This is a genomic window from Allobosea sp. GW823-FHT02B03 (genome assembly GCF_058797755.1).
Genome location: NZ_JBXAJY010000008.1, coordinates 40169 through 63576, shown reverse-complemented (window position 1 = coordinate 63576; position 23408 = coordinate 40169). Strand labels below are relative to the sequence as shown.

Below are 23408 nucleotides of genomic sequence, written 5' to 3'. Positions count from 1 at the left end.
CATGATCAAGCTTGCCGATGTTTCCTATGTCCGGCTCGGGACCCGCGATCTCGAGGGCGCGACCCATTTCGCCACCGAGTATCTCGGCCTCGACGTCGCCGAGCGCGCCAAGGGCTCCGTCTATTTCAAGTCGGATGAGCGCGAGCACACGCTCTGCTATTTCGAGGGCGATCCGGGCGACCAGGTGGTGTGCTTCGAGGTCGAGGAGCAGTTCCATCTTGACGAGGCCGCGGCACAGCTCGAAGCGCTCGGTCATCCGGTCCGCCGTGGCACCGCCTCCGAGGCGGCGCTGCGCAAGGTCCATGATTTCATCGCCTTCCGCGATCCGACCGGCAATCCGATCGAGCTCGCCTGGCGGCCGGGCTATAGCGGGCGGCGCTATCACGGCGCGCGCGATGCCGGCATCACCGGCTTCAGCCATGTCGGCCTCTGCTCCAGCGACCTCGCCCGCGACGAAGCCTTCTGGACCAAGGTCACCAACGCGCAGGTCTCGGACCGGATCGGTGATGCGCCGCTGCTGCGTATCGATGAGGTCCACCACACCATCGCGCTGTTCCCTTCGGCGAAGCCCGGCATCCAGCACATCAACCACCAGGTCGAGACCGGCGACGACATCATGCGCTCGCACCAGTTCCTGAAGGACCGGCAGGTGCGCATGGTCTTCGGCCCGGGCCGGCATCCGACCTCCTCGGCAAAATTCCTCTATTTCGAGGGGCCGGACGGCATGGTCTTCGAGTATTCGAGCGGCGTGCGCGAGATCGCCGACGAGCTGCTCTGGCGCGAGCGGCAGTATGTGTTCGAGCCGAAGGGCTTCTGCAAATGGGGCGCCAAGCCCAACATCGCCGAATTCAACAAGTGAGCGCGTCCAAGTGAGCGCACCAATGCCGCGGCCCAGCGCCGCCCAGCAGGATCTGGTCCGGCAGGCCGGGCGCGCGCTGTCGCGTCATGGCCTCGTCCATGCTTATGGTCATTGTAGCTTACGCCTCGACGCAGGCCATTTCCTGGTCTCGCCGGCAAAGCCGCTCGGGCTGGTCGACGATCAGGATGCCTGCAGCGTCGTCCCGCTCGACGGCCCATTGCCGGAAGGCGTGCTCGGCGAGGTCCGCATCCATCGTGAGATCTATCGGCGGCGGCCCGAGGTCGGCGGCGTCGTGCGCTCGATGCCGCAGCGGGTGATGACGCTGGGTACCGCGCGGATCACGCCGCGGGCGCGGCACGGTTTCGGCGCCTATTTCGCGCCGTTCCCGCCGCTCTGGGACGATCCGCAGCTGCTGCGCAGCGACGAACAGGCCACCGCCCTCGCCGAGCAGCTGGGCCCGGCCCGCGCCACCGTGATGCGCGGCAATGGTGCCGTCACTGCAGGGACGAGCCTCGAAGAGGCCGTTGTCCTGACCTGGTACCTGGAGGATGCGGCGCGGGTCGAGTTCGAGGCGCGCGCGGCCGGCATCGCCGAGAGCGGCGTCATCCTCAGCGAGGTGGAAGCCGCGCAGCGGGCGACCTGGGCGGGCGCCATCCGCGAGCGGATGTGGGCCTTCCTGACATCGGAAAGCGGGAAGCCGTAGCAGAGGCGACCGAGAGGCCGTGCTGAGCCGTGGTCACGGCCGCCGCAGGAACTCGACGAAGAAGCGGACCATACCGTCGGGCTCGACCTCGTGCGGCGAGGCCGGGAAGACAAGGGGATGGATGCCCGGCGAAAGCAGCCGCTCCTCTCCGCCGACCAGGTCGCGGAAGCGCAGTGCGCCCTCGAGCACGTGCAGGCGCGCCCATACGCCCGCCTTGGTCTCGTGGGCGCGAAGCAGCCCGGCCGGGACCGTCGCCTCGGTAAAGAGCGGCGTGCGCTTGTAGGCGATGAGATCGTCCGGCCAAATCCGATCAGTCATCGCTGACTTCCCAGTCATAGAGATGGACCAGCTTGGGATCGTCGGCATGGTCGATGAGGATCCTCCGGACACGGTCCTGCCAGAGCGCGGCGAAACGGGCTTGCTCGGCCGGGTCGGCCTGCCCCGCGACTGCCTTCGGCATCAGCCCTGCCATTTCCGGATCGTGCGGTACGTGGCTGGTGTCGATGTCGAGCACCACGCCCGCTCCGCTGTCGCGCCGACGCAGCGCCAGCACGCCCTCGATCGGCGCCTCGAAGCTCAGGAGGCCGCGGCGGGCGAAGCGGTGCGCCGGGCCGATCCCCTGGAAGCCGGTCTCGGCGGCGGCGCCGGTGAGCAAGGTGGCGATCGAGGCGAGAACGCCGGTGGTGCCATGCTCGCGCCCGTCGCGCATGAAGACGTCGATGCCGCCCCGCTCCGGCAATTCTTCGTCGTAGAGATAGTCGAGCCCGTGCGAGATCATGAGATAGGCGCCGGCGACGGCGGGGCAGGAATGGCCGGCGAGCCGGACCGCATCCTCATAGCTGTATTCGAGAACGCCATCCGTCGCGGAGCCGAGGAAGGCCGCGAGCGGATCCCGGAGCCTGAGCCGCGGCGCTTCTGGAAAGAACGACGGAAACGTCATGGCGATGCCTCTGATCTCGGTCTTGCCGTTTGAGGAATTGGCGGAGCTACCGGCCAAAGCCTGGTTCCGGTGCGGAACAAAGTCGTTGTCGTTGCGCAAGTTCGCGCCCCGAACCCTTAGGCGGCGGGCAGCGCCAGGCCGAGGCGGCCGGGATCGTCTAGTAGGTCGATGAGGCGGTGCCGGTCGAGCTCTGCCAGGAACTCGTCCATGGCGCCGGTCAGGATGCCGCGCCAATGATCGAGCCGCAGGGCGGAGTGCCCTTCGGCCTCCCCAAAGCACTCGACGACGGAGAAGGCCGGCTCGGTGGCGCGGATCAGCTCGCCGAGCGTGATCCGGTCCGGTCCGCGGCCGAGCGCGAGGCCGCCGGCGCGCCCGCGCACGCCTTTGAGGAAGCCCTGCCTGACCAGGAGATTGGCGACCTTCATCAGATGCGCCCGCGAGATGTCGTAGGCCTTCGCGGCCTCCTCGATCGTAACCAGCCGATCAGGGTGGGCGGCGGCGAAGACGAGCAGTCGGAGTGCGTATTCGCTGAATTGGGTCAGGCGCATCGTTCGTCCAGGCCGCTCCATGCGAGAAGGTATTGTTTAAAGTGTTTGTAATAATCACCGGCAATAGAAGCAATGATCTTCAAATTGTGATTTGAGAAATTCTAATATATACTTTGTGAGTCGAGTTTGATCGTGCTCAAATTCGATTTCCGTAAAGTCGTCCTATAAATTCATTCGGAATTACTGTTTACAAACCCGCCGGCTCCATTCTAGAAAAGAGCCATCTGAAATTCATGTTTACCCCGTCCCGCAACGGAGCGCCAGCCCGCGCCGCCGGCCGATGCTGCGCGCCCGTTCGAGACATGCCGACGAGAGCCGACATGACCGAGAAGACCTCAGGCCCCGCCGCAGCCGCCGGCAAGCGCACGCCCTTCGTGCACCGGATCATGCTCGGCGCGCTGCTGGCATCGGTGTCCGCCCAGGCCTGCCTCGCCCAGTCCGCCTCGCCGGGCTCGACGATCAGCCTCGACACCATTGTCGTCGAGGGGGCGGCCGACGGCGTGCCGAGCTTCGTGCGCGAGCGCTTCTTCGCCACCGCCGGCGGCGCGACGCTGCTGACGGCCGAGGACATCCCGCAAAGCGGTAATCCGACCCTGGCGCAGGCGCTGCAGAACGCGCCGGGCGTCGTCGTCCAGCAGTTCTTCGGCGGCAACGACCAGCCGCGCGTCCAGATCCGCGGCTCCGGCCTGCAGCAGAACCCGGTCGAGCGCGGCATCCTCGTCCTGCGCGATGGGCTGCCGCTCAACCGGGCCGACGGTTCCTATATCGTCGGCCTCGCCAATCCCGGCCAGGCGCAGTCGATCGAGGTCTATCGCGGCCAGACCGCGCACCGGCTCGGCGCCACCGTGCTCGGCGGCGCGCTCAACTTCGTCTCGCCGACCGGCAGCAACGCGCCGGGCTCGAAGGTGCAGATCTCCGGTGGCAGCTTCGGCCAGTTCAACGCCTCCGGGCAGACCGGCTTCCGCCAGGACGGTGTCGACGGGCTGCTCCAGGCCGATATCAGCCGCTCGGACGGCTATCGCACCTACAACGACTCGCAGCGCATCAGCGCCAGTGCCAATGTCGGCATCGCGCTGAGCGAGACCATTAAGACGCGGTTCTTCGTCGGCTATACCGATCTCAGCTTCGACGTCGCGGGCCCGCTGACCAAGCAGGGTCTGCGCCTCGACCCGAAGCAGGTCCATGGCGGGCCGCGTGTGGTCGGCGGCGTCGCGGTCGATCCCGGGCCGAACGTGCTGCGCGACAAACCCCGCCGCGAGGCCAAGCAGTTCTTCATCGGCAACCGCACCACGGCGGAGTACGGGCCGCATCTCGTCGATCTCGGCCTCGGCTACACCTATACCGACGACATGTTCCGCTTCCCGATCTCATCGGGCGTGCGCGTCACCAAGGGCGGCGACCTCACGGCGGTCGCCCGCTACGCCTACAAGCCGGTCGAGACCACGGCGCTGCCGTTGTTCGAGACGACGGCCCAATATGTGGTCGGCTCGGCGAAGCGCGAGAACTATCTCAACCAGGGCGGCGTCAGCGGGCCGCTGTTCGGCGAGAGCGACCTCGATGCCAGCACGCTCTCACTCTATGCCGGAGCCAATATCCCGGTCTGGCAGAACGTGACCATCTCGCCGGCGCTCTCCTATGCCCATGCGACGCGCGACAACGCGGACACCTACCGCGCAGCGCGCCGGCCGACCAATGCCTACAGCCCGGCCTCGCCCTATACGCTCCTGCCGAATGGCTCGGTGCCGACGCAGAGCACGACCTATTCGCGCAGCTATGACGGCTGGAGCCCGAGCCTCAGCGCCAGCTGGCGGCCCGACGCCAACCAGATCGTCTATGCGGCGGTCTCGCGCAGCTTCGAGCCGCCGACCCATGACGATCTGCTGGCCACGATAAACGGCACGCCCAACAGCAGCCCCGGCCGCCCGAACCCGGCGGCGCCGATGGCAGCGGCCGCCGCTTTCTCGACGCCCAATCTCAAGGCCCAGACGGCGACGACGCTGGAGGGCGGCTGGCGCGGCCGGCACGGCACGTTCTCGTGGGACGGCGTCGTCTACTATTCCTGGGTCGACAAGGAGCTGCTCAGCCTGCGCGACGCCACCGGTGCCTCGCTCGGCGCGGTCAACGCCGACAAGACCCGGCATTTCGGCATCGAGCTCGGCCTCGGCGCGCAGCTCCTCGAGCGGCTGACCGGGCGCCTCGCCTACACCTATCAGGACTTCCGCTTCGTCGACGATCCCGTGCGCGGCGACAACCGCGTCGCCGGCGCTCCCCGCCACGTCATCCACGCCACGCTGCAATACCAGGCGACCGAGGCCTGGATGCTGCAGGCGGCGCTGCGCTGGAATCCGGAGAAGACCCCGGTCGACAACATGAACACGCTCTATGCCGACCCCTATGCGCTCTTCGACCTGCGCACCGAGTACAAGCTCACCGAGCGGCTGACGATGTTCGGCGAGGTCACCAACCTCTTCGACAAGACCTATGCCGCCTCGACGCTGATCGTCGACCAGGCCCGGCCCGACCAGGCCGCCTTCCTGCCGGGAACCGGCCGCGCCTTCTATGCCGGCCTGAAGGCGACCTTCTGACAGCCTGACCGAACCAGATCGCGCGGTTGCAAGTTGCGGCCGCGCCAAGGAGGGCACCATGCTCGACCGCCGCCATTTCCTCGCCGCCGCCACGGCCAGCCTCGCCATGCCGCATGTCGCGCGCGCAGCGGAGCCGCTGGTGCTCTGGGGGCCGCCGGCGACGCCCGGCCTGCTGCTGGTCGCCGCCGGGCGGGAGGCGGCGCTGAAGGCGCTGCCGATGCCGGTCGAGGTCAGGATCTGGCGCACGCCCGACGAGATGCGCGCCGGCCTCTCCTCCGGCACGATGAAGGCGGTGGTGATGCCAAGCTATGCCGCCGCCAATCTCCATAATCGCGGCCTCGGCCTGAAGCTCGTCAACATCCTGACCCACGGCCTGCTCAGCGTCGTCGCGCCTGCCGGCACGGTGAAGACGCTCGATGACCTCAAGGGCAAGCGGGTCGTCGTGCCGTTCAAGAACGACATGCCGGACTTCATCTTCCGGCGTCTGCTCGCCGCCCGCCGCATCGCGCCGGACGCACTGAGCATCGATTATTCCGGCACGCCGCCCGAGGCGGTGCAGCTCCTGCTCGCCGGCCGGGCCGATGCCGCGCTGCTCTCCGAGCCGGCATCGGCCGGCGCGCTCCTGCTCTCCGGACTGCGCGGCAAGGGACTGGAGCGCGCCATCGACACGCGTCTCGCCTGGCGGGAGGCGACCGGCGCGGAGAGCCTGCCGCAGGCCGGGCTCGCGGTCAGCGACGTGCTCGGCCGCGCGATCGGCGAGGCCGGCATCCGCGCCTTGCAGCAGGGGATGGAGGACGCGCTCGCCGCGGTGCTCGCCGATCCCGCCACTGTCGCCTCGGAGGCCGCGACATTGTTCCAGCTGCCGGGCCCGGTGCTGGCGCGCGCCGTGCCGTTCAGCAATCTCGTCGTCCAGCCCGCCTCGGCGGCGCGCCCCGATCTGGAGAAGCTGTTCGCGGCGCTGGCCGAAGGCGATCCCCGCATCATCGGCGGCAAATTGCCGGCCGACGGCTTCTACGCCCTCTGACGGCATGGCCTCGCTCCTCGCCTTCCTCGGCTGGCTCGGCCGCTATCTCTGGTCGGGCTGGGCCGGGGCCGCCGGGCTGTTCTGCCTCGCCGCCGCCTGGCAGGCCGGGCATGAGAACTACGGCTCCTTCGTGCTGCCATCGCCGCTGGAAACCGGGCAGGAGGTCGCCAAGCTGATCGGCGAGCCCGATTTCCGCGTCGCGGCGCTGGAGACGGCGCAGCGCGCCGGTCTCGGCTTCCTGCTCTCGGTGGCGATCGGCACGAGCGCCGGCATTGCCGCGGGCTATTCCTTCGCGGCGATGCGGCTGATGCGGCCGATCGTGACGGTGATCCTCGGCGTGCCGCCGATCGCCTGGATCGTGCTCGCCCTGATCTGGTTCGGCGCCAAGGGCGGGACTGCGGTGCTGACGGTGGTCGTCGCCTCGCTGCCGATCTCCTTCGCCGGCGGGCTGGAAGGCGTCGCGACGCGCGACCGGGCGCTCGAAGCCATGGCGAAGAGCTTTGGCGCCGGCCGCTTCATGCGGCTGCGCACGGTGACGGCGCCGCATCTCGTCTCCTATCTGTTTCCCGCCTGGACGACGACCGCCGGCTCGGCCTGGAAGGTCACGGTGATGGCGGAGCTGCTCTCCAATGCCGGCGGGCTCGGCGGCGATCTCGCCAGCGCGCGGGCGCTGTTCGACATTCCGCGCGTCACCGCGCTGGTGCTCGCCGTCGTCGGTTTCGCCCTCTTCACCGAATACGTCCTGATCCAGCCCCTGCGTGACCGGCTCGAGCAATGGCGCGAGGCCGGGCGGCCATGGGGCGTGAAGCGATGAGGCTTGCGCTCGAACGCGTCGGCCATGCCTTTCTCGGCCGCGCAGTCTTTGAAAATTTGACGCTCAATCTCGACACGGGCGAGGTGCTGGCGCTGGTCGGCCCGTCCGGCTGCGGCAAGACCACGGCGCTGCAGATCGCAGCGGGCCTCGTCGATCCGCTGCGCGGACGGGTGCGGCGCGACTATCGACGCCATGCCGTGGTCTTCCAGGAGCCGCGCCTGCTGCCCTGGCAGCGCACGGTCGACAACATTGCCTACGGGCTGGCGGCGCGCGGAGTTGGCCGCGAGGAGCGCCATGTCATCGCCGCGGCACGCGCCGCCGAGGTCGGCCTGCACCCGCGCGATCTCGACAAGTACCCGGCCGAGCTCTCCGGCGGCATGCGCCAGCGCGCGGCGGTGGCCCGTGCGCTCGCCGTCGATCCGGAGGTGGTCTTCTTCGACGAGCCGTTCACGGCGGTTGATGTCGGCCTGCGGCGGGTCCTGCAGGATCTCGTCATCACCGCCTCGGCGCGCGAAAAATTCTCGGCGCTGTTCGTCACGCACGATCTCTCGGAGGCGGCGCGGCTGGCCCACCGCATCGTCGTCATGTCCGGCCGCGACGGCAGCATTCTCGTCGACCGAACGATCGTAGGCACGCCCGGCGCGCGCGACGACCGGGCGATCTTCGAGATGGTCCAGGGCTGGATGCACGAGCCCGCCTTCGCCGAGCTGTTCGACCCGGATCGGGACAGGGCATGAGCCAGCACAGCATCGACGCTGCCACGGGCGTCCGCCATCCCCTGCTCGCCGAAGGGCTCAAGCTGTTCTTCCCGCTCGCGGCCGCCCATGCCGTGTTGCTGCCGCTCGCCTGGGTCGCGCTGTTCGGCCTCGGCCTGCCCTTAGCGCGGGAGGTTCCGCCCGGGCAATGGCACGCCCATGAGATGATCTTCGGCACCTATGGCGCGGCACTCGCCGGCTTCCTCGCCTCGGCCATGCCGGAATGGACGGATACGAAGGCCCGCAGCGGCAGGGCCTTGCTGCTGCTCGCCGGGCTCTGGCTTCCGGGCCGATTGATCGGTCTCGTCGGCGCCGATGCGCTGATCATCGTGGCTACGGCGACCGACCTTGCCTTTCTCCTGCTGCTGCTCTTCTTCGTCGTCGCGCCGCTGATCGCGCGCCGCAGCACCCGCCATGGCTCCTTCGCGCTCTGGGTCTTCCTCTTCGCGCTGCTCGAACTCGCGATCCGCGCCGCCTGGCTGACCGGCGCGACGGCGCTTTCCGGGCGGCTGCTGCATGCCGCGCTCGCCGTCTTCCTGGTCTTCCTCTCGCTCGCCATCGCCCGGATCAATGTCGTGGTGGTCAACCATGCGCTCGATCCGAGCGGCGAGACGACGCCCTATCGCCCGCATCCCGGCCGCCAGAACCTGACGGCCGGCCTGGTCGCGCTCCAGCTTGCCGCGGCGCTGCTCTGGCCGGACTCGGCTGTCCCGGCCTGGCTCGCTTTGGCGGCGGCGGCGGCCTTCTTCGACCGCCTGGCCGAGTGGTTCATCGGCCGCGCCGTGCTGCGGGCGGAGGTGCTGGCACTCGCGGCCGCCAACGCCTATGGCGGGCTCGGCTTCCTCGCCATCGGCCTTTCCGGGCTCGGCGCCCCGCTCTCGCCGACGACGGGCCTGCACCTCCTCTCGGTCGGTGCGCTCGGGCTCGCGGTGATGGCGGTCTTCGTCATCGCCGGCCTGCGCCATAGCGGACGCGACCTTGTGCTGCCGGCCTCCGCGAAACTCGCGCTGGCCGTAATGGCCGCAGCCGGCCTCGTCCGGACCCTGCCGGAACTCGGCATCGGCGCCGGCCTGGCAGGTCTGCACTACACGCTGGCGGCCTTGCTCTGGTCGGCCTCCTTCGCGACCTGGCTGATCGGCTTCTGGCCGATCCTCAATGCGGGCAAGGGCGAGGACAGTGGCTGCGGCTGAACGCAGGAGCTGCGCCGACCAAAACGGGACTCCGTGACTAGCTTTGGGATTCCCTGCTGATCCATCTTCAGCTGCGCCAGGCCATAACTGCAAAATGGCGGTATAATGCGCCCGAAGCTCGTTGCAGGTCGCGGCGGCTCGGCGGCGAGCCGGCTTGGCAACGGCAGATGGGGCAGATCATGGCGCAGCATTCAGGAAACCCATCTGGCGCAAGCCTCGCCCGGCTGGTCTCGGGCAAGCTGATCGCGCTCGGCATCGTCCTCATCGTCGCCGGCATCGCGGCGATCGCGAGCCCAGCGCTCTCGACCATGGCCGTGACCCTGTTCCTCGGCCTGCTGCTCGCCATCGTCGGGGCGCTGAAGGTGTTCCACGCCTTCTCGGTCAAGGAATGGGGCGGCTTCCTCTGGCAGTTGCTGATCGGCCTGGTCGAGCTGCTCGGCGGGCTCCTGGTCTATTTCAACCCGATGAAGGGGGCGATCGCCATCACCCTCGTGATCGCGCTGGTGCTGATGGCCGAAGGCATCGCCCAGCTCGGGCTCGCGATCAGGATGCGGGCGCAGAACGGCGTCGTCTGGATGTTCCTGTCGAGCATCGTCACCATCCTCGTCGGCGTCGTCATGGCGATGCAGCTCCCCGGCGGCGGCATCTACACGCCGGGCACGCTGGTCGGCGTCTCGCTTCTCTTTGCCGGCTGGGCCTATATCGCGATCGCGCTCGCCACGAGGCGGGCGGCGGCCTGAGCTTGGCGCCCAGCCAGCATCGACAAGGTCTCGAAGGTCCAGGGCATGCGCAGGTTCATCGGCAAGACGCTGAAGCGCGGGGGCGCGGTCCTCGCGATCGTCGCGCTGTCCCTGCTGGGGCTGCGGATCTATGACACCCAGAGGGGCGCGCCGCTCGAACCGTGGCACACCTTCGTGCCCGAAGAACTCTCGATCAAGCAACTCGACCGTGCCGGCTGGGCCGAGTACCTCAAGGCCGAGGACAAGGCCTTCGCCAGCGTGCGAGCCGAGGTGACGCAGAAGCTCGATCCGGAGGAGCGTGTCCCGGTCAACCGCTATTTCGACGGCAGCGCGATCCACCCCGCCCATTTCAAGCAGGACTGGAACCGCTCCTATGTGATGGAGCCCGACGGCAAGCCGGTCGGTGCCGCCGTCTTCCTGCATGGCCTGACGGATTCGCCCTACAGCCTGCGCCATGTCGCGCGGCAGTATCGCGACCGCGGTTTCGTTGCCATCGCCATCCGGCTCCCGGGGCACGGCACGGTTCCGGCCGGGTTGACCGAGGTCGAATGGGAGGACTGGCTGGCGGCGACGCGCCTTGCGGTCAGGGAGGCGCGCAAGCGGGTCGATGCCGCCGCGCCGCTGCATCTGGTCGGCTTCTCCAATGGCGGTGCGCTCGCGCTGATGTATGCGCTGGAAGCGCTCGAAAACAAGGAGATGGCCCGGCCGGAGCGGCTCGTCCTGATCTCGCCGATGATCGGCATCACCGCCTTTGCGCGCTTCGCCGGGCTGGCGGGCCTGCCTGCGATCCTGCCGGCCTTCGCCAAGGCGGCCTGGCTCGGCGTGCTGCCGGAGTTCAACCCGTTCAAGTACAACTCCTTCCCGGTCAACGGGGCCCGGCAGTCGCACCTCCTGACCCAGGCGCTGCAGCAGAAGATCATACGGCTCGGTCGGGAGGGGCGGCTGAAGGACCTCGCGCCGACGCTCACCTTCCAGTCGGTGATGGACTTCACCGTGAGCACGCGGGCGATCATCAACTCGTTCTATGCCCATCTCCCGGCCAATGGCAGCGAACTCGTGCTGTTCGACCTGAACCGCGCGGCCAAGTTCGGGCCGCTCCTGAGCACCACCTCGGACACGCTGCTGACCCGGATACTGCCCGCACCGCCGCGGAACTTCCGGCTGACGGTGATCACCAACGCCAGCGAGGATTCCAGCGACGTGGTCGAGCGCGTGACGGAAGCCGGCGCCTCGACCGAGACCGTGCGCGATCTCGGCCTGTCATACCCGTTCGACGTCTTCTCGCTCTCCCATGTCGCGCTGCCGTTTCCGGTGACGGACGGGCTCTACGGGCTGAAGCCCGACCCGGCCGAGGATTTCGGCATCAAGCTTGGCTCGGTCGCGGCGCGCGGCGAGCGCGGCACGCTGATCGTCAACCTCGATTCGCTGCTGCGGATGTCGTCGAACCCGTTCTTCCCCTATCTGATCGACAGGGTGGACGAGCAGCTGCGGGCGGGCGCTCCGGCCTCCACGGCGGTGCCGGCGAAGAACTAAGCCTTGTTCTTTCCGCACTTTCTTCGAGCGAACCGGTACCCGCTTCGCTTGAAAATGCTCTGGCCTCAGAAGCGCCAGACCAGCGGCACGTAGAACACCGCCATGATGAAGAACCAGATCATCAGGGGCGTGCCGAGCTTCCAGTAGCTGTTGAAGCTGTAGCCGCCCGGGCCCATCACCATCATGTTGGTCGAGGTCGCGATCGGCGTCAGGAAGGACGCCGCGCCGGCGATGCACAGGCTCATCAGGATCGGGCGCGGCGAGACGCCCATGCCGGCCGCCGCCGCCATGGCGATCGGGATGACCAGCATGGTGGTTGCGGTATTGCTCATGATCTGGCCGAGGCTGGCTGTCAGCACGAAGAGCCCGGCGAGGAAGACGACCGGCCCGGCCCCGCCGGTCAGGGCGACGAGATGGTCGGCGACGAGCTGCGCCGCGCCCGACTGCACCATGGCGGTCGAGAGCGGCATCATCGCGCCGACCAGGATCACGGTCGTCCAGTTGATGGCGCGGTAGGACTGCTCGACGGAAATCGTGCCGGCGAGGATCAACAGGCCGGCGCTGACGAGCCCGGCCACCGCCGGCGGCACGATGCCGGTGGCGAGCATGACGACGAGGCCGGCCAGCACCGCGACGGCGACGCCGGCACCGGCGCCCATCGGTACGGCCTGGCGCCGGACGAGGTCGGGCGAGTTGACGACGAGCACGTCGGGGTCGGCGAGATGCAGGTCGAGCGCCTTCCAGCTGCCCTCCAGCAGGATGGTGTCGCCGGGCTGCAGCACGTCCCCCGTTTCGAGATCGACGCCCGCGCGCTGCACCGCCAGCACTACGAGATCGCCGCTATCGGTGATCATGCCCGGGAACATGGCACGGCCGATCAGGGCGGAACGGGGCGGGATGACGACCTCGGCGAGGCCGGAGCGGCGGTTGAACAGGCTCGGCCCGGCTTCGTCCTCGGCACCCTCCTCGCGGAGAGCGAGATGCTTCTCGGCGGCGAGGTTGGCGATCGCCTCGGCCTCGCCCTTCACCAGGAGATAGTCGCCGACCGAGATGGCCGGGGCGCGCAGCGGCTTGCCCGTGGCGCCTTCCTGGACGGCGATGAGCTGGAGGCGCGGATCGCCGGCGAGATCGAGTTCGGCGGGCGCCTTGCCGAGATAGAGCGAGGTCGAGCGCACGCGCAGCCGGAAAACGCCGTCGCTGAGCCCGTAATGCTCGACGAGCGTCTGAGCGTGACGGCTGAAATCGGCGGGCAGCCGGGCGCTGGTCTGGGCCGGCAGCAGGTATTTTCCGAGCAGGAGGATGATCAGCATCGTGCCGGCGAGCAGCGGCAGGCCGACCAGCGCGAATTCGGCGAAGGCAAAGCCCTTCATGCCGGCATCCTCGAGCGCTTCCGAGACGAGGATGTTCTTCGGGGCGCCGGTCAGCAGCAGGTTCGAGCCGGCATGGGCGGCGAAGGCGAGCGGCATCAGGAGCTGGGAGGGTGACTGGCGCAGGCGGATCGCCGCCATCACCACGACCGGCATCAGCGCCGCGACCGCGCCGCCGCCGCTGATCAGCGCGCTGAGGCAGCCGACCGCCGCCATGATGATGACCAGCAGACGGGTGCGCCGGTTCTCGCCGGCTTTGGCAATGAGCAATTGCCCGGCCCAGGCGGTGACGCCGGTCTTCTCCAACGCGGCGCTGACGATGAACAGGCTGGCGATGAAGAGCACGGCGCGATCGCCGAAGCCGGCCATCGCCTGTTCGAGCGTCACCGCGCCGGTCGCCCATAGCGCCAGCGCGGCACCGATGGCGACGATGATCACCGGCAGCCTGTTCCAGGCGAACAGGGCGATCGTGATCGCGGTGACGACGGCTGTGCTCTCGATCGGGGTCAAATCGGGTCCAGTCCTGTACTTGCTCTGCGCGGTCCGTCAGGCCTGGAGCATCAAGGCGCCGCCGATGAGGATGGCGAGCGCCAGCAGCAACAGCCCGGCCACCGGCCAGCGGCGCAGATGAGCATCGGCCCGCTCGATGAAGGCGGCAAGACGGGTAATGGCGGGCGTCCCCGCTTCGGCGAGGACGACGATGTCGCCTTCCGGAATGGCTCCCGGCAGGCGCTCGAAGCGCCGGACGAGCAGCAAGGCGAGGGCGCCGAGCAGCATCGGCCAGATCAGTTTCCAGAGCGCATCGGGCTGGATGAGGCTGGCCAGCGGTTCTCCCGAGATCGCCGGGTAGAGCGACCAGGGCAGGATGAGCGAAGCGGCCGCAACCGCGAGCCAGGGGATGAGCTGTCCTGCCGGCGCGACCGAGGCTGGATTGTCCTTGACGTCGCGGGCGACGACCAGGGTGAAATGTAGCATCAGCATTGTGCTGCTGGCACCGGCCAGCGCCATGGCATGGCTGACGAGCCCGTATCCGAGCATCGGCTTGCTGGCGAGCTTGGCGAGCGCGCCGCTGGTCAGCGGCATGCCGCCGAGACTGAGCGCGAGGATGGCGGTTAGCAGGAGCACCGGCCGCAGCCGCGCCCCGCCGGTTGCGGCGAGGACGCCGACCGCCAGGAAGAGCGCGCCCTTCACCAGCGTGTGGTGCACGGCGTAGTAGGCGACGAGACTGGTCGCGCCCGGGTCGGCGTTCTCTACCCCTACACCGAGCAGCACGCCGAGCAGGCCCATCTGGCTGACCGTGGAATAGGCCAGGATCGTCTTGGCGCGGGTCTGGGTGACGCCGACGATAGCGGCGTAATAGGCGGTGACGAAGCCCGCGCCGATCAGCAGCGTGCCCCAGAAGGGCAGGCCGGCCTCGAAGGGCAGGAAGCGGATCAGCCCGATCGCGCCGGCCTTGACCACGACGCCGCTGAGCACCGCCGAAGCCGGCATCGGCGCGGCCGGATGCGCGAGCGGCAGCCAGACATGCAGCGGGACGAGGCCGAGCTTCAGGGCGAAGCCGAGGATCAGCAGTGTGACGATCGCGTCGCGCAGCGGCGCGGTGGGCAGCGTCGCGACCACCTCGCGGATCGCCGGGTTGGGATCGGGATGGCCGGCGGCGAGCATCACGAAGGCGAGCAGCAGGAAGGCCTCGGCGAGCAGCGCCAGCACGACATAGACGGTCCCGGCCCGGTGCGCGCGCGCGGTCTGCTCATGGACGATGAGGCCGTAGGCGGCGAGGCTCGCCAGGGTGAAGAGCAGGTAAAAGTTGGCGATGTCGCGGACGATGAACAGGCCGAGGCTGCCGGCGAGGGTGAGCAGCCACCAGACCGCAAAGCCCGCTTTGGCCGGGTCGCTGCGCATATAGGACGCGGCGAAGGCGCCAGCGGCACTCCACAGCAGAGCGGCGCCGCCGAGCAGGATCGCGCCCGGCCGGTCGAGCATCAGCGACAGGCGAAAGGGCGCTGGGAACAGGGCCGAGCTCCCGTCCGGCACCAGAAGCGCGGCGAGCAGCCCGGGGAGCGGGGCGAGGACGAGCAGGGACGGCGCCCGTGCCCGGAAAGGGCAGGAAAGGCAGCAGGTCGCCATGGCGAGCGGCAGCAGGATGGTCGCGGCGAGGAGCGAGCCGGAGACGGTCATGGCGCCACCGCCGTGGCCAGGCCGGAGCGGCCGATCTGCAGCAGGCCGAAAGGCTCGAGCGGGATGAAGCCGAGCAGCACGGCTGCCACCGCGAGGGCGAGCGCCGTCATCTCGAGTCGCCGCGGGATGACCCTTTGCGCGGCGAGCGGCAAAGCGGGGCTGGCGAGGGCGGTGTTGATCACCCGGAAGACATAGCCGCCGGCGAGCAGGCCGCCGGCCAGGATGGTGGCCGCGAGCCAGGGATGACCGTTGATCACGGCCGCGGTCAGCAGCAGGCATTTGGCGATGAAGCCGCCGCTCGGCGGGATGCCCATCAGCGAGAGGCCGGCGAGGCCGAAGGCGGCGGCGCTGAGCGGCAGGGCGCGACCGAAGCCGCCGAGATCGGCGATGCGGTCATGGCCGAAAGCCTCGGCGACCACGCCGGCCGCCAGGAACATCGCGGCTTTGGCGAGCGCATGCGAGACGAGCTGCAGCGTGCCGCCGGTCCAGGCGATGGTCTCCCAGGGTGGCATCCCGTCCGGCCCCGAGGCGAGCGGGAAGACGATGAAGAGATAGCCGATCTGCGCCACCGTCGAGTAGGCGATCATCAGCTTGAGCCGCGCCTGCCTGAGCGCCATGACACTGCAGAACAGGATCGACGAGGCCCCGAGCACGGCGAGGAGCTGTCCGGCGAAGGCTGCGGCCTCTGGCGGCGCGATATCGAGCACGAGGCGCAGGATCAGGAAGACCGGCGCCTTGATCACCAGCGCCGAGAGTACGGCGCTCGCGGCCGCCGGAGCTCCGGCGTGGGCGGGCGGCAGCCAAAGATGCAGCGGGAACAGGGCTGCCTTGGCGAGGAGCCCGGTGATCATCAGCGCCAGCGCAACGGAAAGGGCTGGGCCGCCGTCGCCGAGCCCGGACAGGATCCTGATGTCGAGCGTGCCGAAGGTGCCGTAAATCAGGCCGACGCCGAGCAGATAGAGCAGTGATCCGAGCAGCGCGAACATCAGATAGCGCAGCGCTGCCGCCATGGTCTCGGCCCGGCCGTCGAGGCAGACCAGCGGCACGGCGGCGAAGGTCAGCAATTCCAGCGCGACATAGAGGTTGAAGAGGTCCTCGCCGAGGAAGACGGCGTTCAGCGCGCTCCAGGTCGCGAGCAGCAGGGCCCAGAAGGTCGTCGCCGCCCGGCCATCGCGCGTTTCGGGCGAAAGATCCTGCATGCCCCGCGCGAACAGGCCGGTCGCTGAGATCACCAGCGCCGTCATTGCGATCAGCGCAGCCGAAAGCCCGTCGGCCCGCAGGGCGATGCCGAGCGGCGGCTGCCAGCCGCCGACGACATAGGTCAGCGCATCTCCGGTGCGCAGGAGCTCGGCGAGGATCGCGATGGCGACGGCAAGGCCCGCCGCCATGCTGGCCAGGGCGACCTGCCTCGCACGGCGCGGTGCGAGGGCCAGGATCGCCAGAACGCCGAGGACCGGCAAGGTCAGCGCCAGCACGAGCAGGTAGCCGCCCGGTGTCGCGACATGGACAGGGGCCAGGGCGAGCGGCGTCATGTATCGGCTCGCGGCGTTTCGCCGGCTGCCGGCGGTTCGAGCCTTTCGCGGCCGGTGAGATCGAACAAGCGTCGCAGCAGCGCCACGGCGAGTGCGCTGGCCGAGAAGGCGACGACGATGCCGGTGATCACCATGGCCTGCGGGACGGGATCGCCCGGCAGGCCGGCCGCCGCGCCGCGCCGCGCCACCGCCCCGAAGACCATGAAGATGCCGGCGCCGAGGATGTTGAAGCCGACCAGCCGGCGCAGCAGCCCGGGATGGGCGATCACGACGAACAGGCCGATGCCGGCCAGCGCCGCGCCGCACAGGCCGAACAGGGTCGCGGTGTCGTAGATGCCGGAGGTCACGGGGCCGGTGCCCTGTTGGCCGGGCCGGCGACGAGCAGGCCGAGCGCCAGCGCGATAGCGACCGTCAGGGCGGCTTCGATGCCGACGATCAGCGCCTTGGCCAGGGGCTCGGGATAGGCGAGGAAGCCGCCAGCGACGGCAAAGCCGAGGAAGCCGATCGCGAAGAATAGCGCTGGCCCGCCGACCAGGAGGAGACGCAGCATCAGGCTCCGCGTCTCGGGCGCCGGGCTGAGCCCGGCCAGCATGACGAGTAGCCACATCGCCGCCAGGATGCTGCCGGCCTGGAAGGTGCCGCCCGGCGCGTCGGCCCCGACCCAGACCATGTAGACGGCGATCAGAACCCCGAAGGGGGGCAGCATGCGGGCGAGATAGAGCAGCGGCTGCGGAGGGTTCGCCTCCTTCAGCTCAGGCGCGCCGCCCCAGAGATGATCGGGGGTGAGTGCCCAGACGCCGAGCAGGGCGAGCAGCACGACCACCTTTTCGAGCAGCGTATCGAGCGCCCGGTAGGCGAGCAGCACTGCCGTCACCGGGTTGCCGAGCCCGGTCGCGTCGATCGCCGCAAGCGCCAGCGGCGCCAGAGTCGGTGCTGGCGAGGGGAAGGCGAGCACGGCGAAGCCAAGGCCGAGGGCGACTGCGATGCTGGTCAAAGCAGCGACGATCGTCGTGACACTCTTGCCTTGGCGCGCGGTGCTGCCCGCCTGCCTGCCACGGCGCAGATGCGCTTCGGCACGCAGCAGCAGCAGGCCGGTGATGCCGCCGCCGATCGCCGCCTCGGTCAGCGCGACGTCGATCGCTCCAAGGCGTGTCCAGGCCAGGCCGAGCAGCAGCCCGAAGGCGATGAAGGCGATGATCGCATTGCGGTCGTCGCCGGTCCGGGCGACATGGATCGCCAGCACGACGAGCCAGGCGACGAGCGCGAGGTCGAGCAGCAGGGTCATCGGCCGGACTTGCGGCGATGGAGGGCGCCGGCGATCAGCTGGCTAGCGGTCGCGGCCGAAAGCTGGGCGAGCAGCCAGACGCAGACCAGCTTCAGCCCGCCAGCGATGCTGCCGACCTGGGGTAAGAGCCCGAGCACGATCAGGCCGAGGCCGAGATTGTCGGCCTTGCTGAGCGCGTGCAGCCGGCTCAGCGTGTCGGGAAAGCGCAGCAGGCCGAGCGTTCCGGCGAGGAAGAGCAGCGCGCCGCCGGCGACCATGACGAGCGTGAAGAGATCGGCGAGCGCGCTCATGGCTCGTCGCCCTTCGGCGCTGACGCGTCGCCCGGCTCATCCGATTGGCCGAGGGCGAAGGCGGCGCAGGAAAAGGCCGCGAGCAGCATCAGCAGCAGCGCGACATCGGTCATGGCCGGGGCGTTCGAGGCCGTGCCGAGCAGGAGGAGCGCGGCGGCGGCGCCGGTCCCGAGCAGTTGCACCGACATCATGCGTTCGACCGCGAGCTCCGAGCGCAGCACCCTGAACAGGCCGAGCGCCGTGACGGCCAGGATGAACAGCGCCGCGCCGGTGAGGAATTCAGCCATTGCGGCCTCCGTCCTGCAGCGTCTCGCAGAAGGCGGCCTCGTCGGCGGCGAGCTGCTCGGCAACGGGCTCGCGCAGGTCGAGGCAGTGGATGTGAAGCGTGCCGTCTGCCTCGGCCGCGACAGGGAGCTTGCCAGGTTGCAGGCTCATCACGGCGCAGCAGGCCTGGCGCGCCATGCCGGTGGGCAGGGCGGTCCGGTAGGTAACGAAGCCCGGCTGGAGTGGGGGAACGGGCGCGAAGGCGCGGCGCGCGACGTCGAGCCCGGCTGCGACCGACTGGGGCAGAAAGCGGACGAGGAAGCGCAGGATGCCGGGCAGGGACAAGCCGCCGCGCGCCGGCCAGAGAATCGCGCTCGTCCAGGCTGCCGCGGCTGCCGCGACGATCCCGACCGGCAGGTCCTTCAGGGCGGGGCCCATCAGGACCAGCCACAAGGCGAGAAAGCCAGCCCCGCGGGTCAAAAGCACATGCCTCGGGGCAGGACTGTCGGGCATCGGTGCCGTTTCTCGCGAGCCTTCATGCCGGCGCGTTGCCATGTCGAGCGCGACGGCGTCTGACCGAAGGTCTGCCGACGCTGCGTCAAACTGCAGCTTCACAGGCCGGGATCGGCCTGATGATCCGAGCCAAGGGTACCGTTCGGTCATGCCATGGGCATCAGCCCCCTGTCTCAATCCTGTGCCCGGCGTCCCATTCTCGCCTTCTGCCGTCCGGACGGGCGGCAGGGAGGTGCAACGCCGCGTGAGGCCGGCTATCCCTTAGCGCGTGCCGGTCGGAACGAGCGGCAGGCCGGGGGAGCGAGAGATGCGGATCAGACAGCCAGGCATGCCGGCCAGAGCCGATCATGGGCGGGGCGTCTGAGCATGGCGCCAATCATCGAGCCGCGCGACGGCGACGCCGAGGATGACTTCAGCAGCACCAAGAAGCGTTCGCTGCTGGCGATCGCGGGCAGCCTGCTCGGCGAGATCAACTTGCCGAAGCTGGCGTTGGCCTGGGTCATCCTCGCGCTGGTGCCGGGGGTGCTGCTCGGGCTGGCGCCCCTCGTCGCGACCGCCTGGTTTACCTCGGTCGCGGATCGGCTCTTCGCGCTCGCGGGCATCGGCTCGCTGCTGCTGCTCGCGCTGATCGCGGTGGTCGGCTGGTACGGTTTCAGGCCGCTGCTGCGCCTGGCCGAACGCAGCTTCTGGTCGCTGAACTCGCTCGCCGTGCAGCCGGTCTACGCCCTGTGCCGCGAGGGGCTGCGCCATCTCGCCGAAGGCTTCCTCTCCGCCGGCGCGAACGAGGACAAGCGAGCCTTCCTGCGGGCTGCGACCGCGGTCGGCGCAGGGCTGCTCGCCAGTGCGGGCGCCGCCGCCGTGGCGGGCCTGGCCTGGCCGGCGACACGCTGGTCCGGCGAGTTCGCCGACCTCGCCCAGCCCTTGCGGCTGATCGTGCCGTCGCTCGCCAATACGGTTACGGTCATGGCGGGCTATCTCGCGCTCGCCTCGCTCGTCTGGGGCCTGGCCGACGGGTTGATGGACCAGCCGCGCGATCTCGGCGGTTTCGACGAGGCTCCGGCGGGGGCGCGGCGCTGGCGGGTGGCGCATCTTTCCGACATCCATGTCGTCGGCGAGCGTTACGGCTTCCGGATCGAGAGCGGCCGCGCAGGCCCGCGGGGCAATGAGCGCCTCGCTTTGGTGCTGGACAGGCTGGACGCGATCCATGCCGAGGAGCCGCTCGACCTCCTGCTGATCACCGGCGACATGACCGATGCCGGGCGCTCGGCCGAATGGGCGGAGTTCCTCGACGCGATGGCGCGCCATCCGGCGCTGGCGGAACGTTGCCTGATCCTGCCGGGGAACCACGACGTCAACATCGTCGACCGCGCGAACCCGGCCCGCCTCGAATTGCCGACCAGTCCCGGGAAGCGTTTGCGGCAGATGCGGACGCTCTCGGCGATGGCGGCGATCCAGGGCGAGCGCGTCCAGGTGCTCGATCGCGAGCGGGCCGGGCTTGCAAGCACGCTCGCGGCTGCTCTGGAGCCGCACCGCGAGGCGATCGGCGTCTTCGCCGATGCCGGCACGCTGCGGCTGTCGGCGGGGCTTTCGGCGGTTTGGGCCGATGTCTTTCCGATGGTGCTGCCGCCGGCCGAGGAGGACGGGCTCGGCGTCATCCTGCTCAACTCCAATGCCGAGACGCATTTCTCCTTCACCAATGCGCTCGGCCTGGTGGCGGAGGAGGATCTGCAGGCGATGCTCGCCGTGCTGCGGCGCTTCCCGAAGGCGCGCTGGATCATCGGCCTGCACCATCACCCGGTCGAATACCCGCAGCCGGCCAAGGCCTTCTCGGAGCGGATCGGCACGGCCCTGATCAATGGCAGCCGCTTCGTGCGCCAGCTCAAGCCGATGGCGCACCGGCTGGTCGCGATGCACGGGCACCGTCATGTCGACTGGATCGGGCGCTGCGGGCCGCTGAAGATCGTCTCGGCGCCGTCCCCTGTGATGGAGGCGACGGATAACATGCCGACGGGCTTCTACATCCACACCCTGGCCGCTGCCGCCGATGGCGGGCTCGCCTTGCTTGCGCCGGAGCGGATCGAGATCGTGCCCCGGCCGGCCGCCACTCTCAGTCCCTGAGGGCGGCGGCTTCCGGTGCTTCGTCCTTCTCCGGCGATCCGAACAGCTCCGCGAGCCAGAGGCTCGACGGGTGCTGGGCGCAGAAGGTCAGGAAGGCGATGGTGATCGGCACGCCGATGAAGGCGCCGAAGACGCCCCAGAGATAGCTCCAGAAGAACACCGAAAACAGCACCATCGCCGGCGAGATCGAGAGCGCGCTGCCGGCGACGCGCGGCTCGATATAGCTGCCGACGGTGAACTGGATCAGGTTGAGGCAGGCGAAGACCCCGAGCATCGCCTGCCAGGAGCCGAACTGCGTCATCGCAAACAGGGTCGGGAACAGCGTGGCGACAAGCGGGCCAAGGAAGGGGATGTAGTTCAGCAGGAAGGCGATGAAGCCCCATTCCTCGGCGAGCTGCAGGCCGATGAGCTTGGCGAAGGCCCAGACCAGGACGCCGGTGATCACGCTCATCCAGGTCCGGACCAGCATGTAGCGGCGGATCTTGCGGGCGGTCGCCATGGCACCGCCGAGCAGGACCTGGCTGGTCTCGCGGTTGCGCATGCCGCGCAGCTTGCGGCCGAAATCGTCAACCTCGAGCAGGCCGAGGATCACATAGACCATCACGACGATCCAGAAGCTCATCGTGGTGTTGAGGCGCCCGGTGATCGTCTGGGCGGTGCGCAGCATCCAGGAGACGTTGAAGTTCTCCGACCAGACGCCGGCGACCGCGATGCCATGGCCTTCGAGCCAGAGCACACCCTGGTCGTAGAACATCTGGAAGCGGGCGGCATCATTGACGATCCAGCGGCCGACGCGGCCGAAGGCCCAGGCGATCAGCCAGCCGAAGGCGAAGAAGACGACGATCATCACGGCGATGCTGATCACGAGCGCCAGCATCCGCGGCAGCACGGACTGCAGGCGCTTCTGCAGCGGCCAGACCAGCGCGATGATGAAGAGCGCGAAGGCGACCGGCGCGAAGACCGAGCTCGCGATCGAGAGCGCGGCGACCGCCAGGATTGTGGCGATCAGGATCTGCGCGCCGTGAAAGATCTTGCCGGTCGTCATCTCTTGTCCTGGTTAGGCTTTTCGTTGCGGCGGGTGGGCGTTTCAGACGCCCTCGGTCAGCTCGTCGAGATCGAGTGTCGAACTCTTGCCGATAGCATCGCGGTGCTCCCGGTAGAAGGTTTCGGCTGAGCGCCGGCCTTCATTGTGGAGCATGGTGAGGAATTCCCATTCGGCGTTCAGCTTGGAGGAGTAGCCGAGCTGCGCCATGGTCTCGCCGGTGATGCGGTGCAGGCGCATGCGGGCCCAGCGCGCGCTCTCGCCGGTCGCGGCCTCCGCGCTCTGGCGCAGCAGCGCCATCATCCGCAGCTCCTTCAGCAGTACGGCGTTGAACGAGACCTCGTTGAGCCGGTTGAGGATATCGCGGGCGGTGCGCGGCGTGCCCGGACGCTCGACCGGGTTGATCTGGACGAGGATGGTGTCGAGAGCGTCGCTCTCCCGGATCAGCGGCGTCATCGTCGGATTGCCGGAATAGCCGCCATCCCAATAGCTCTCGCCATCGATCTCGACGGCCTGGAACAGGGTCGGCAGGCAGGCCGAGGCGAGCAGCACGTCGGGCGTGATCTCGGCATTGCGGAAGACGCGCCCGCGGCCGGTGCGGACATTGGTGGCGGTGATGAAGAGCTTGATCGGGCTTTTCGCGAGGCCGTCGAAATCGATGACCTCGGCGAGGATGTCGGTCAGCGGGTTGGTGCCGGCCGGGTTGAGGCTATAGGGCGAAACCACCCTCGACATCATGTCCATGGCGACGAAGAGCGGCGAATTGTCGAGCGTCCAGCGGCCGAGCAGGATGTCGAGCGGGCTGCGCTGGAAGGGGCTGAAGCGCGCCGCCTCGGAGACCTTGCGCCAGAACAGATCGAGCGCCTCGCGCGCGCCGGCCCGGCCGCCTCTGGCGAAGCCGGAAGCCAGCACCGCAGCGTTCATGGCGCCGGCCGAGGTTCCCGAGATCGCCTCGATCTCGAGCCATTCCTCCTCGAGAATGCGGCACAGCACCCCCCAGGTGAAGGCTCCGTGCGCCCCGCCGCCCTGGAGCGCGAGGTCGATGCGCAGGGAGGGGCGCGCGGAAGGCTTGCCGTTCTTGCCGGAGCGGGCCGGTGAAGGAGTGCTGGTCACGTCGTACCTATCCTG

Annotated in this window: 23 protein-coding genes; 10 read left to right on the top strand and 13 right to left on the bottom strand. The window is 69.0% G+C overall.

The window, feature by feature from the left end; translation table 11 throughout:
• Position 1: 1 nt before the first annotated feature.
• Both AC1REK_RS25155 and AC1REK_RS25150 read left to right on the top strand, forming a co-directional pair.
• Positions 2-859, top strand: coding sequence for a VOC family protein (locus tag AC1REK_RS25155; RefSeq protein ID WP_327521840.1), 858 nt, complete (start codon positions 2-4; stop codon positions 857-859).
• Positions 860-881: 22 nt separating this feature from the next.
• Positions 882-1562: a class II aldolase/adducin family protein gene (locus AC1REK_RS25150; protein WP_492269881.1), complete on the top strand. Its 681-nt coding sequence runs from the start codon at positions 882-884 to the stop codon at positions 1560-1562.
• Positions 1563-1595: 33 nt separating this feature from the next.
• On the opposite strand, the gene AC1REK_RS25145 is transcribed toward AC1REK_RS25150, so the two are convergent.
• The 3 genes from AC1REK_RS25145 to AC1REK_RS25135 all read right to left on the bottom strand — a co-directional run bounded on the left by AC1REK_RS25145 (position 1596) and on the right by AC1REK_RS25135 (position 3050).
• The gene (locus AC1REK_RS25145) at positions 1596-1880 is read right to left on the bottom strand and encodes a TehB family protein (RefSeq protein WP_492269880.1); all 285 of its coding nucleotides are present in this window, start codon (positions 1878-1880) and stop codon (positions 1596-1598) included.
• Positions 1873-2502 (bottom strand): hypothetical protein, encoded by a 630-nt coding sequence (locus tag AC1REK_RS25140; protein WP_492269879.1) that lies wholly within the window; start codon positions 2500-2502, stop codon positions 1873-1875. The genes AC1REK_RS25145 and AC1REK_RS25140 overlap by 8 nt, the downstream gene beginning before the upstream one ends.
• A 116-nt stretch (positions 2503-2618) precedes the next feature.
• A complete protein-coding gene (locus AC1REK_RS25135; RefSeq protein ID WP_492269878.1) occupies positions 2619-3050 on the bottom strand; it encodes an Rrf2 family transcriptional regulator in 432 nt (143 codons plus the stop codon).
• 320 nt (positions 3051-3370) lie between these two features.
• On the opposite strand from AC1REK_RS25135, the gene AC1REK_RS25130 reads away from it, so the two are divergent.
• From AC1REK_RS25130 to AC1REK_RS25100, 7 genes are all read left to right on the top strand, one after another.
• Positions 3371-5635, top strand: coding sequence for a TonB-dependent receptor family protein (locus AC1REK_RS25130; protein WP_492269877.1), 2265 nt, complete (start codon positions 3371-3373; stop codon positions 5633-5635).
• 58 nt (positions 5636-5693) lie between these two features.
• Entirely contained in the window at positions 5694-6659 is a 966-nt protein-coding gene (locus AC1REK_RS25125; protein ID WP_492269876.1) for an ABC transporter substrate-binding protein, read from the top strand.
• Positions 6660-6663: 4 nt separating this feature from the next.
• The gene (locus AC1REK_RS25120; RefSeq protein WP_492269875.1) at positions 6664-7473 is read left to right on the top strand and encodes an ABC transporter permease; all 810 of its coding nucleotides are present in this window, start codon (positions 6664-6666) and stop codon (positions 7471-7473) included.
• On the top strand, positions 7470-8210 hold the full coding sequence (locus AC1REK_RS25115; RefSeq protein ID WP_492269874.1) for an ABC transporter ATP-binding protein: 741 nt from the start codon (positions 7470-7472) through the stop codon (positions 8208-8210). The genes AC1REK_RS25120 and AC1REK_RS25115 overlap by 4 nt, the downstream gene beginning before the upstream one ends.
• Positions 8207-9418, top strand: coding sequence for an NnrS family protein (locus tag AC1REK_RS25110; RefSeq protein WP_492269873.1), 1212 nt, complete (start codon positions 8207-8209; stop codon positions 9416-9418). Before AC1REK_RS25115 ends, AC1REK_RS25110 begins: the two co-directional genes overlap by 4 nt.
• A gap of 179 nt (positions 9419-9597) precedes the next feature.
• Positions 9598-10158 (top strand): HdeD family acid-resistance protein, encoded by a 561-nt coding sequence (locus AC1REK_RS25105; RefSeq protein WP_492269872.1) that lies wholly within the window; start codon positions 9598-9600, stop codon positions 10156-10158.
• A 45-nt stretch (positions 10159-10203) separates the two neighbouring features.
• Complete coding sequence (locus AC1REK_RS25100) at positions 10204-11691, top strand: alpha/beta hydrolase (RefSeq protein WP_492269871.1); 1488 nt, start codon at positions 10204-10206, stop codon at positions 11689-11691.
• A gap of 65 nt (positions 11692-11756) precedes the next feature.
• Here the strand turns inward: AC1REK_RS25100 and AC1REK_RS25095 are convergent, their stop codons facing one another.
• Genes AC1REK_RS25095 through AC1REK_RS25060 form a run of 8 tightly spaced genes read right to left on the bottom strand, consistent with a single transcriptional unit; the run spans position 11757 to position 19087 of the window.
• Positions 11757-13568, bottom strand: coding sequence for an SLC13 family permease (locus AC1REK_RS25095; protein ID WP_492269870.1), 1812 nt, complete (start codon positions 13566-13568; stop codon positions 11757-11759).
• Positions 13569-13604: 36 nt separating this feature from the next.
• Positions 13605-15236 (bottom strand): complex I subunit 5 family protein, encoded by a 1632-nt coding sequence (locus AC1REK_RS25090; protein ID WP_492269869.1) that lies wholly within the window; start codon positions 15234-15236, stop codon positions 13605-13607.
• Positions 15233-16768 (bottom strand): complex I subunit 5 family protein, encoded by a 1536-nt coding sequence (locus AC1REK_RS25085; protein WP_492269868.1) that lies wholly within the window; start codon positions 16766-16768, stop codon positions 15233-15235. Before AC1REK_RS25085 ends, AC1REK_RS25090 begins: the two co-directional genes overlap by 4 nt.
• Positions 16765-17115: an NADH-quinone oxidoreductase subunit K gene (locus AC1REK_RS25080; RefSeq protein WP_492269867.1), complete on the bottom strand. Its 351-nt coding sequence runs from the start codon at positions 17113-17115 to the stop codon at positions 16765-16767. Before AC1REK_RS25080 ends, AC1REK_RS25085 begins: the two co-directional genes overlap by 4 nt.
• Positions 17112-18053: a hydrogenase subunit MbhD domain-containing protein gene (locus AC1REK_RS25075; protein ID WP_492269866.1), complete on the bottom strand. Its 942-nt coding sequence runs from the start codon at positions 18051-18053 to the stop codon at positions 17112-17114. Before AC1REK_RS25075 ends, AC1REK_RS25080 begins: the two co-directional genes overlap by 4 nt.
• Entirely contained in the window at positions 18050-18343 is a 294-nt protein-coding gene (locus AC1REK_RS25070) for a monovalent cation/H(+) antiporter subunit G (RefSeq protein WP_066479749.1), read from the bottom strand. Before AC1REK_RS25070 ends, AC1REK_RS25075 begins: the two co-directional genes overlap by 4 nt.
• Entirely contained in the window at positions 18340-18630 is a 291-nt protein-coding gene (locus tag AC1REK_RS25065) for a monovalent cation/H+ antiporter complex subunit F (protein WP_492269865.1), read from the bottom strand. The genes AC1REK_RS25070 and AC1REK_RS25065 overlap by 4 nt, the downstream gene beginning before the upstream one ends.
• A complete protein-coding gene (locus AC1REK_RS25060) occupies positions 18623-19087 on the bottom strand; it encodes a Na+/H+ antiporter subunit E (RefSeq protein WP_492273829.1) in 465 nt (154 codons plus the stop codon). Before AC1REK_RS25060 ends, AC1REK_RS25065 begins: the two co-directional genes overlap by 8 nt.
• 399 nt (positions 19088-19486) lie before the next feature.
• On the opposite strand from AC1REK_RS25060, the gene AC1REK_RS25055 reads away from it, so the two are divergent.
• Complete coding sequence (locus AC1REK_RS25055; protein WP_492269863.1) at positions 19487-21238, top strand: metallophosphoesterase family protein; 1752 nt, start codon at positions 19487-19489, stop codon at positions 21236-21238.
• Here AC1REK_RS25055 and AC1REK_RS25050 read toward each other — a convergent pair.
• Positions 21228-22283 (bottom strand): AI-2E family transporter, encoded by a 1056-nt coding sequence (locus tag AC1REK_RS25050; RefSeq protein WP_492269862.1) that lies wholly within the window; start codon positions 22281-22283, stop codon positions 21228-21230. The genes AC1REK_RS25055 and AC1REK_RS25050 overlap by 11 nt on opposite strands.
• Positions 22284-22325: 42 nt before the next feature.
• Positions 22326-23393 carry a patatin-like phospholipase family protein gene (locus AC1REK_RS25045; protein ID WP_492269861.1) on the bottom strand — a complete coding sequence of 356 codons (1068 nt, stop codon included), beginning with the start codon at positions 23391-23393 and terminating at the stop codon, positions 22326-22328.
• Between the last annotated feature and the right edge of the window lie 15 nt (positions 23394-23408).

Bases quoted from the DNA above. Each gene is read 5' to 3' on its own strand.
- AC1REK_RS25155 (WP_327521840.1), top strand. From the start codon at position 2: ATGATCAAGCTTGCCGATGTTTCCTATGTCCGGCTCGGGACCCGCGAT.
- AC1REK_RS25150 (WP_492269881.1), top strand. From the start codon at position 882: ATGCCGCGGCCCAGCGCCGCCCAGCAGGATCTGGTCCGGCAGGCCGGG.
- AC1REK_RS25145 (WP_492269880.1), bottom strand. From the start codon at position 1,880: ATGACTGATCGGATTTGGCCGGACGATCTCATCGCCTACAAGCGCACG.
- AC1REK_RS25140 (WP_492269879.1), bottom strand. From the start codon at position 2,502: ATGACGTTTCCGTCGTTCTTTCCAGAAGCGCCGCGGCTCAGGCTCCGG.
- AC1REK_RS25135 (WP_492269878.1), bottom strand. From the start codon at position 3,050: ATGCGCCTGACCCAATTCAGCGAATACGCACTCCGACTGCTCGTCTTC.
- AC1REK_RS25130 (WP_492269877.1), top strand. From the start codon at position 3,371: ATGACCGAGAAGACCTCAGGCCCCGCCGCAGCCGCCGGCAAGCGCACG.
- AC1REK_RS25125 (WP_492269876.1), top strand. From the start codon at position 5,694: ATGCTCGACCGCCGCCATTTCCTCGCCGCCGCCACGGCCAGCCTCGCC.
- AC1REK_RS25120 (WP_492269875.1), top strand. From the start codon at position 6,664: ATGGCCTCGCTCCTCGCCTTCCTCGGCTGGCTCGGCCGCTATCTCTGG.
- AC1REK_RS25115 (WP_492269874.1), top strand. From the start codon at position 7,470: ATGAGGCTTGCGCTCGAACGCGTCGGCCATGCCTTTCTCGGCCGCGCA.
- AC1REK_RS25110 (WP_492269873.1), top strand. From the start codon at position 8,207: ATGAGCCAGCACAGCATCGACGCTGCCACGGGCGTCCGCCATCCCCTG.
- AC1REK_RS25105 (WP_492269872.1), top strand. From the start codon at position 9,598: ATGGCGCAGCATTCAGGAAACCCATCTGGCGCAAGCCTCGCCCGGCTG.
- AC1REK_RS25100 (WP_492269871.1), top strand. From the start codon at position 10,204: ATGCGCAGGTTCATCGGCAAGACGCTGAAGCGCGGGGGCGCGGTCCTC.
- AC1REK_RS25090 (WP_492269869.1), bottom strand. From the start codon at position 15,236: ATGACCGTCTCCGGCTCGCTCCTCGCCGCGACCATCCTGCTGCCGCTC.
- AC1REK_RS25085 (WP_492269868.1), bottom strand. From the start codon at position 16,768: ATGACGCCGCTCGCCCTGGCCCCTGTCCATGTCGCGACACCGGGCGGC.
- AC1REK_RS25075 (WP_492269866.1), bottom strand. From the start codon at position 18,053: ATGACCCTGCTGCTCGACCTCGCGCTCGTCGCCTGGCTCGTCGTGCTG.
- AC1REK_RS25070 (WP_066479749.1), bottom strand. From the start codon at position 18,343: ATGAGCGCGCTCGCCGATCTCTTCACGCTCGTCATGGTCGCCGGCGGC.
- AC1REK_RS25065 (WP_492269865.1), bottom strand. From the start codon at position 18,630: ATGGCTGAATTCCTCACCGGCGCGGCGCTGTTCATCCTGGCCGTCACG.
- AC1REK_RS25055 (WP_492269863.1), top strand. From the start codon at position 19,487: ATGGCGCCAATCATCGAGCCGCGCGACGGCGACGCCGAGGATGACTTC.
- AC1REK_RS25050 (WP_492269862.1), bottom strand. From the start codon at position 22,283: ATGACGACCGGCAAGATCTTTCACGGCGCGCAGATCCTGATCGCCACA.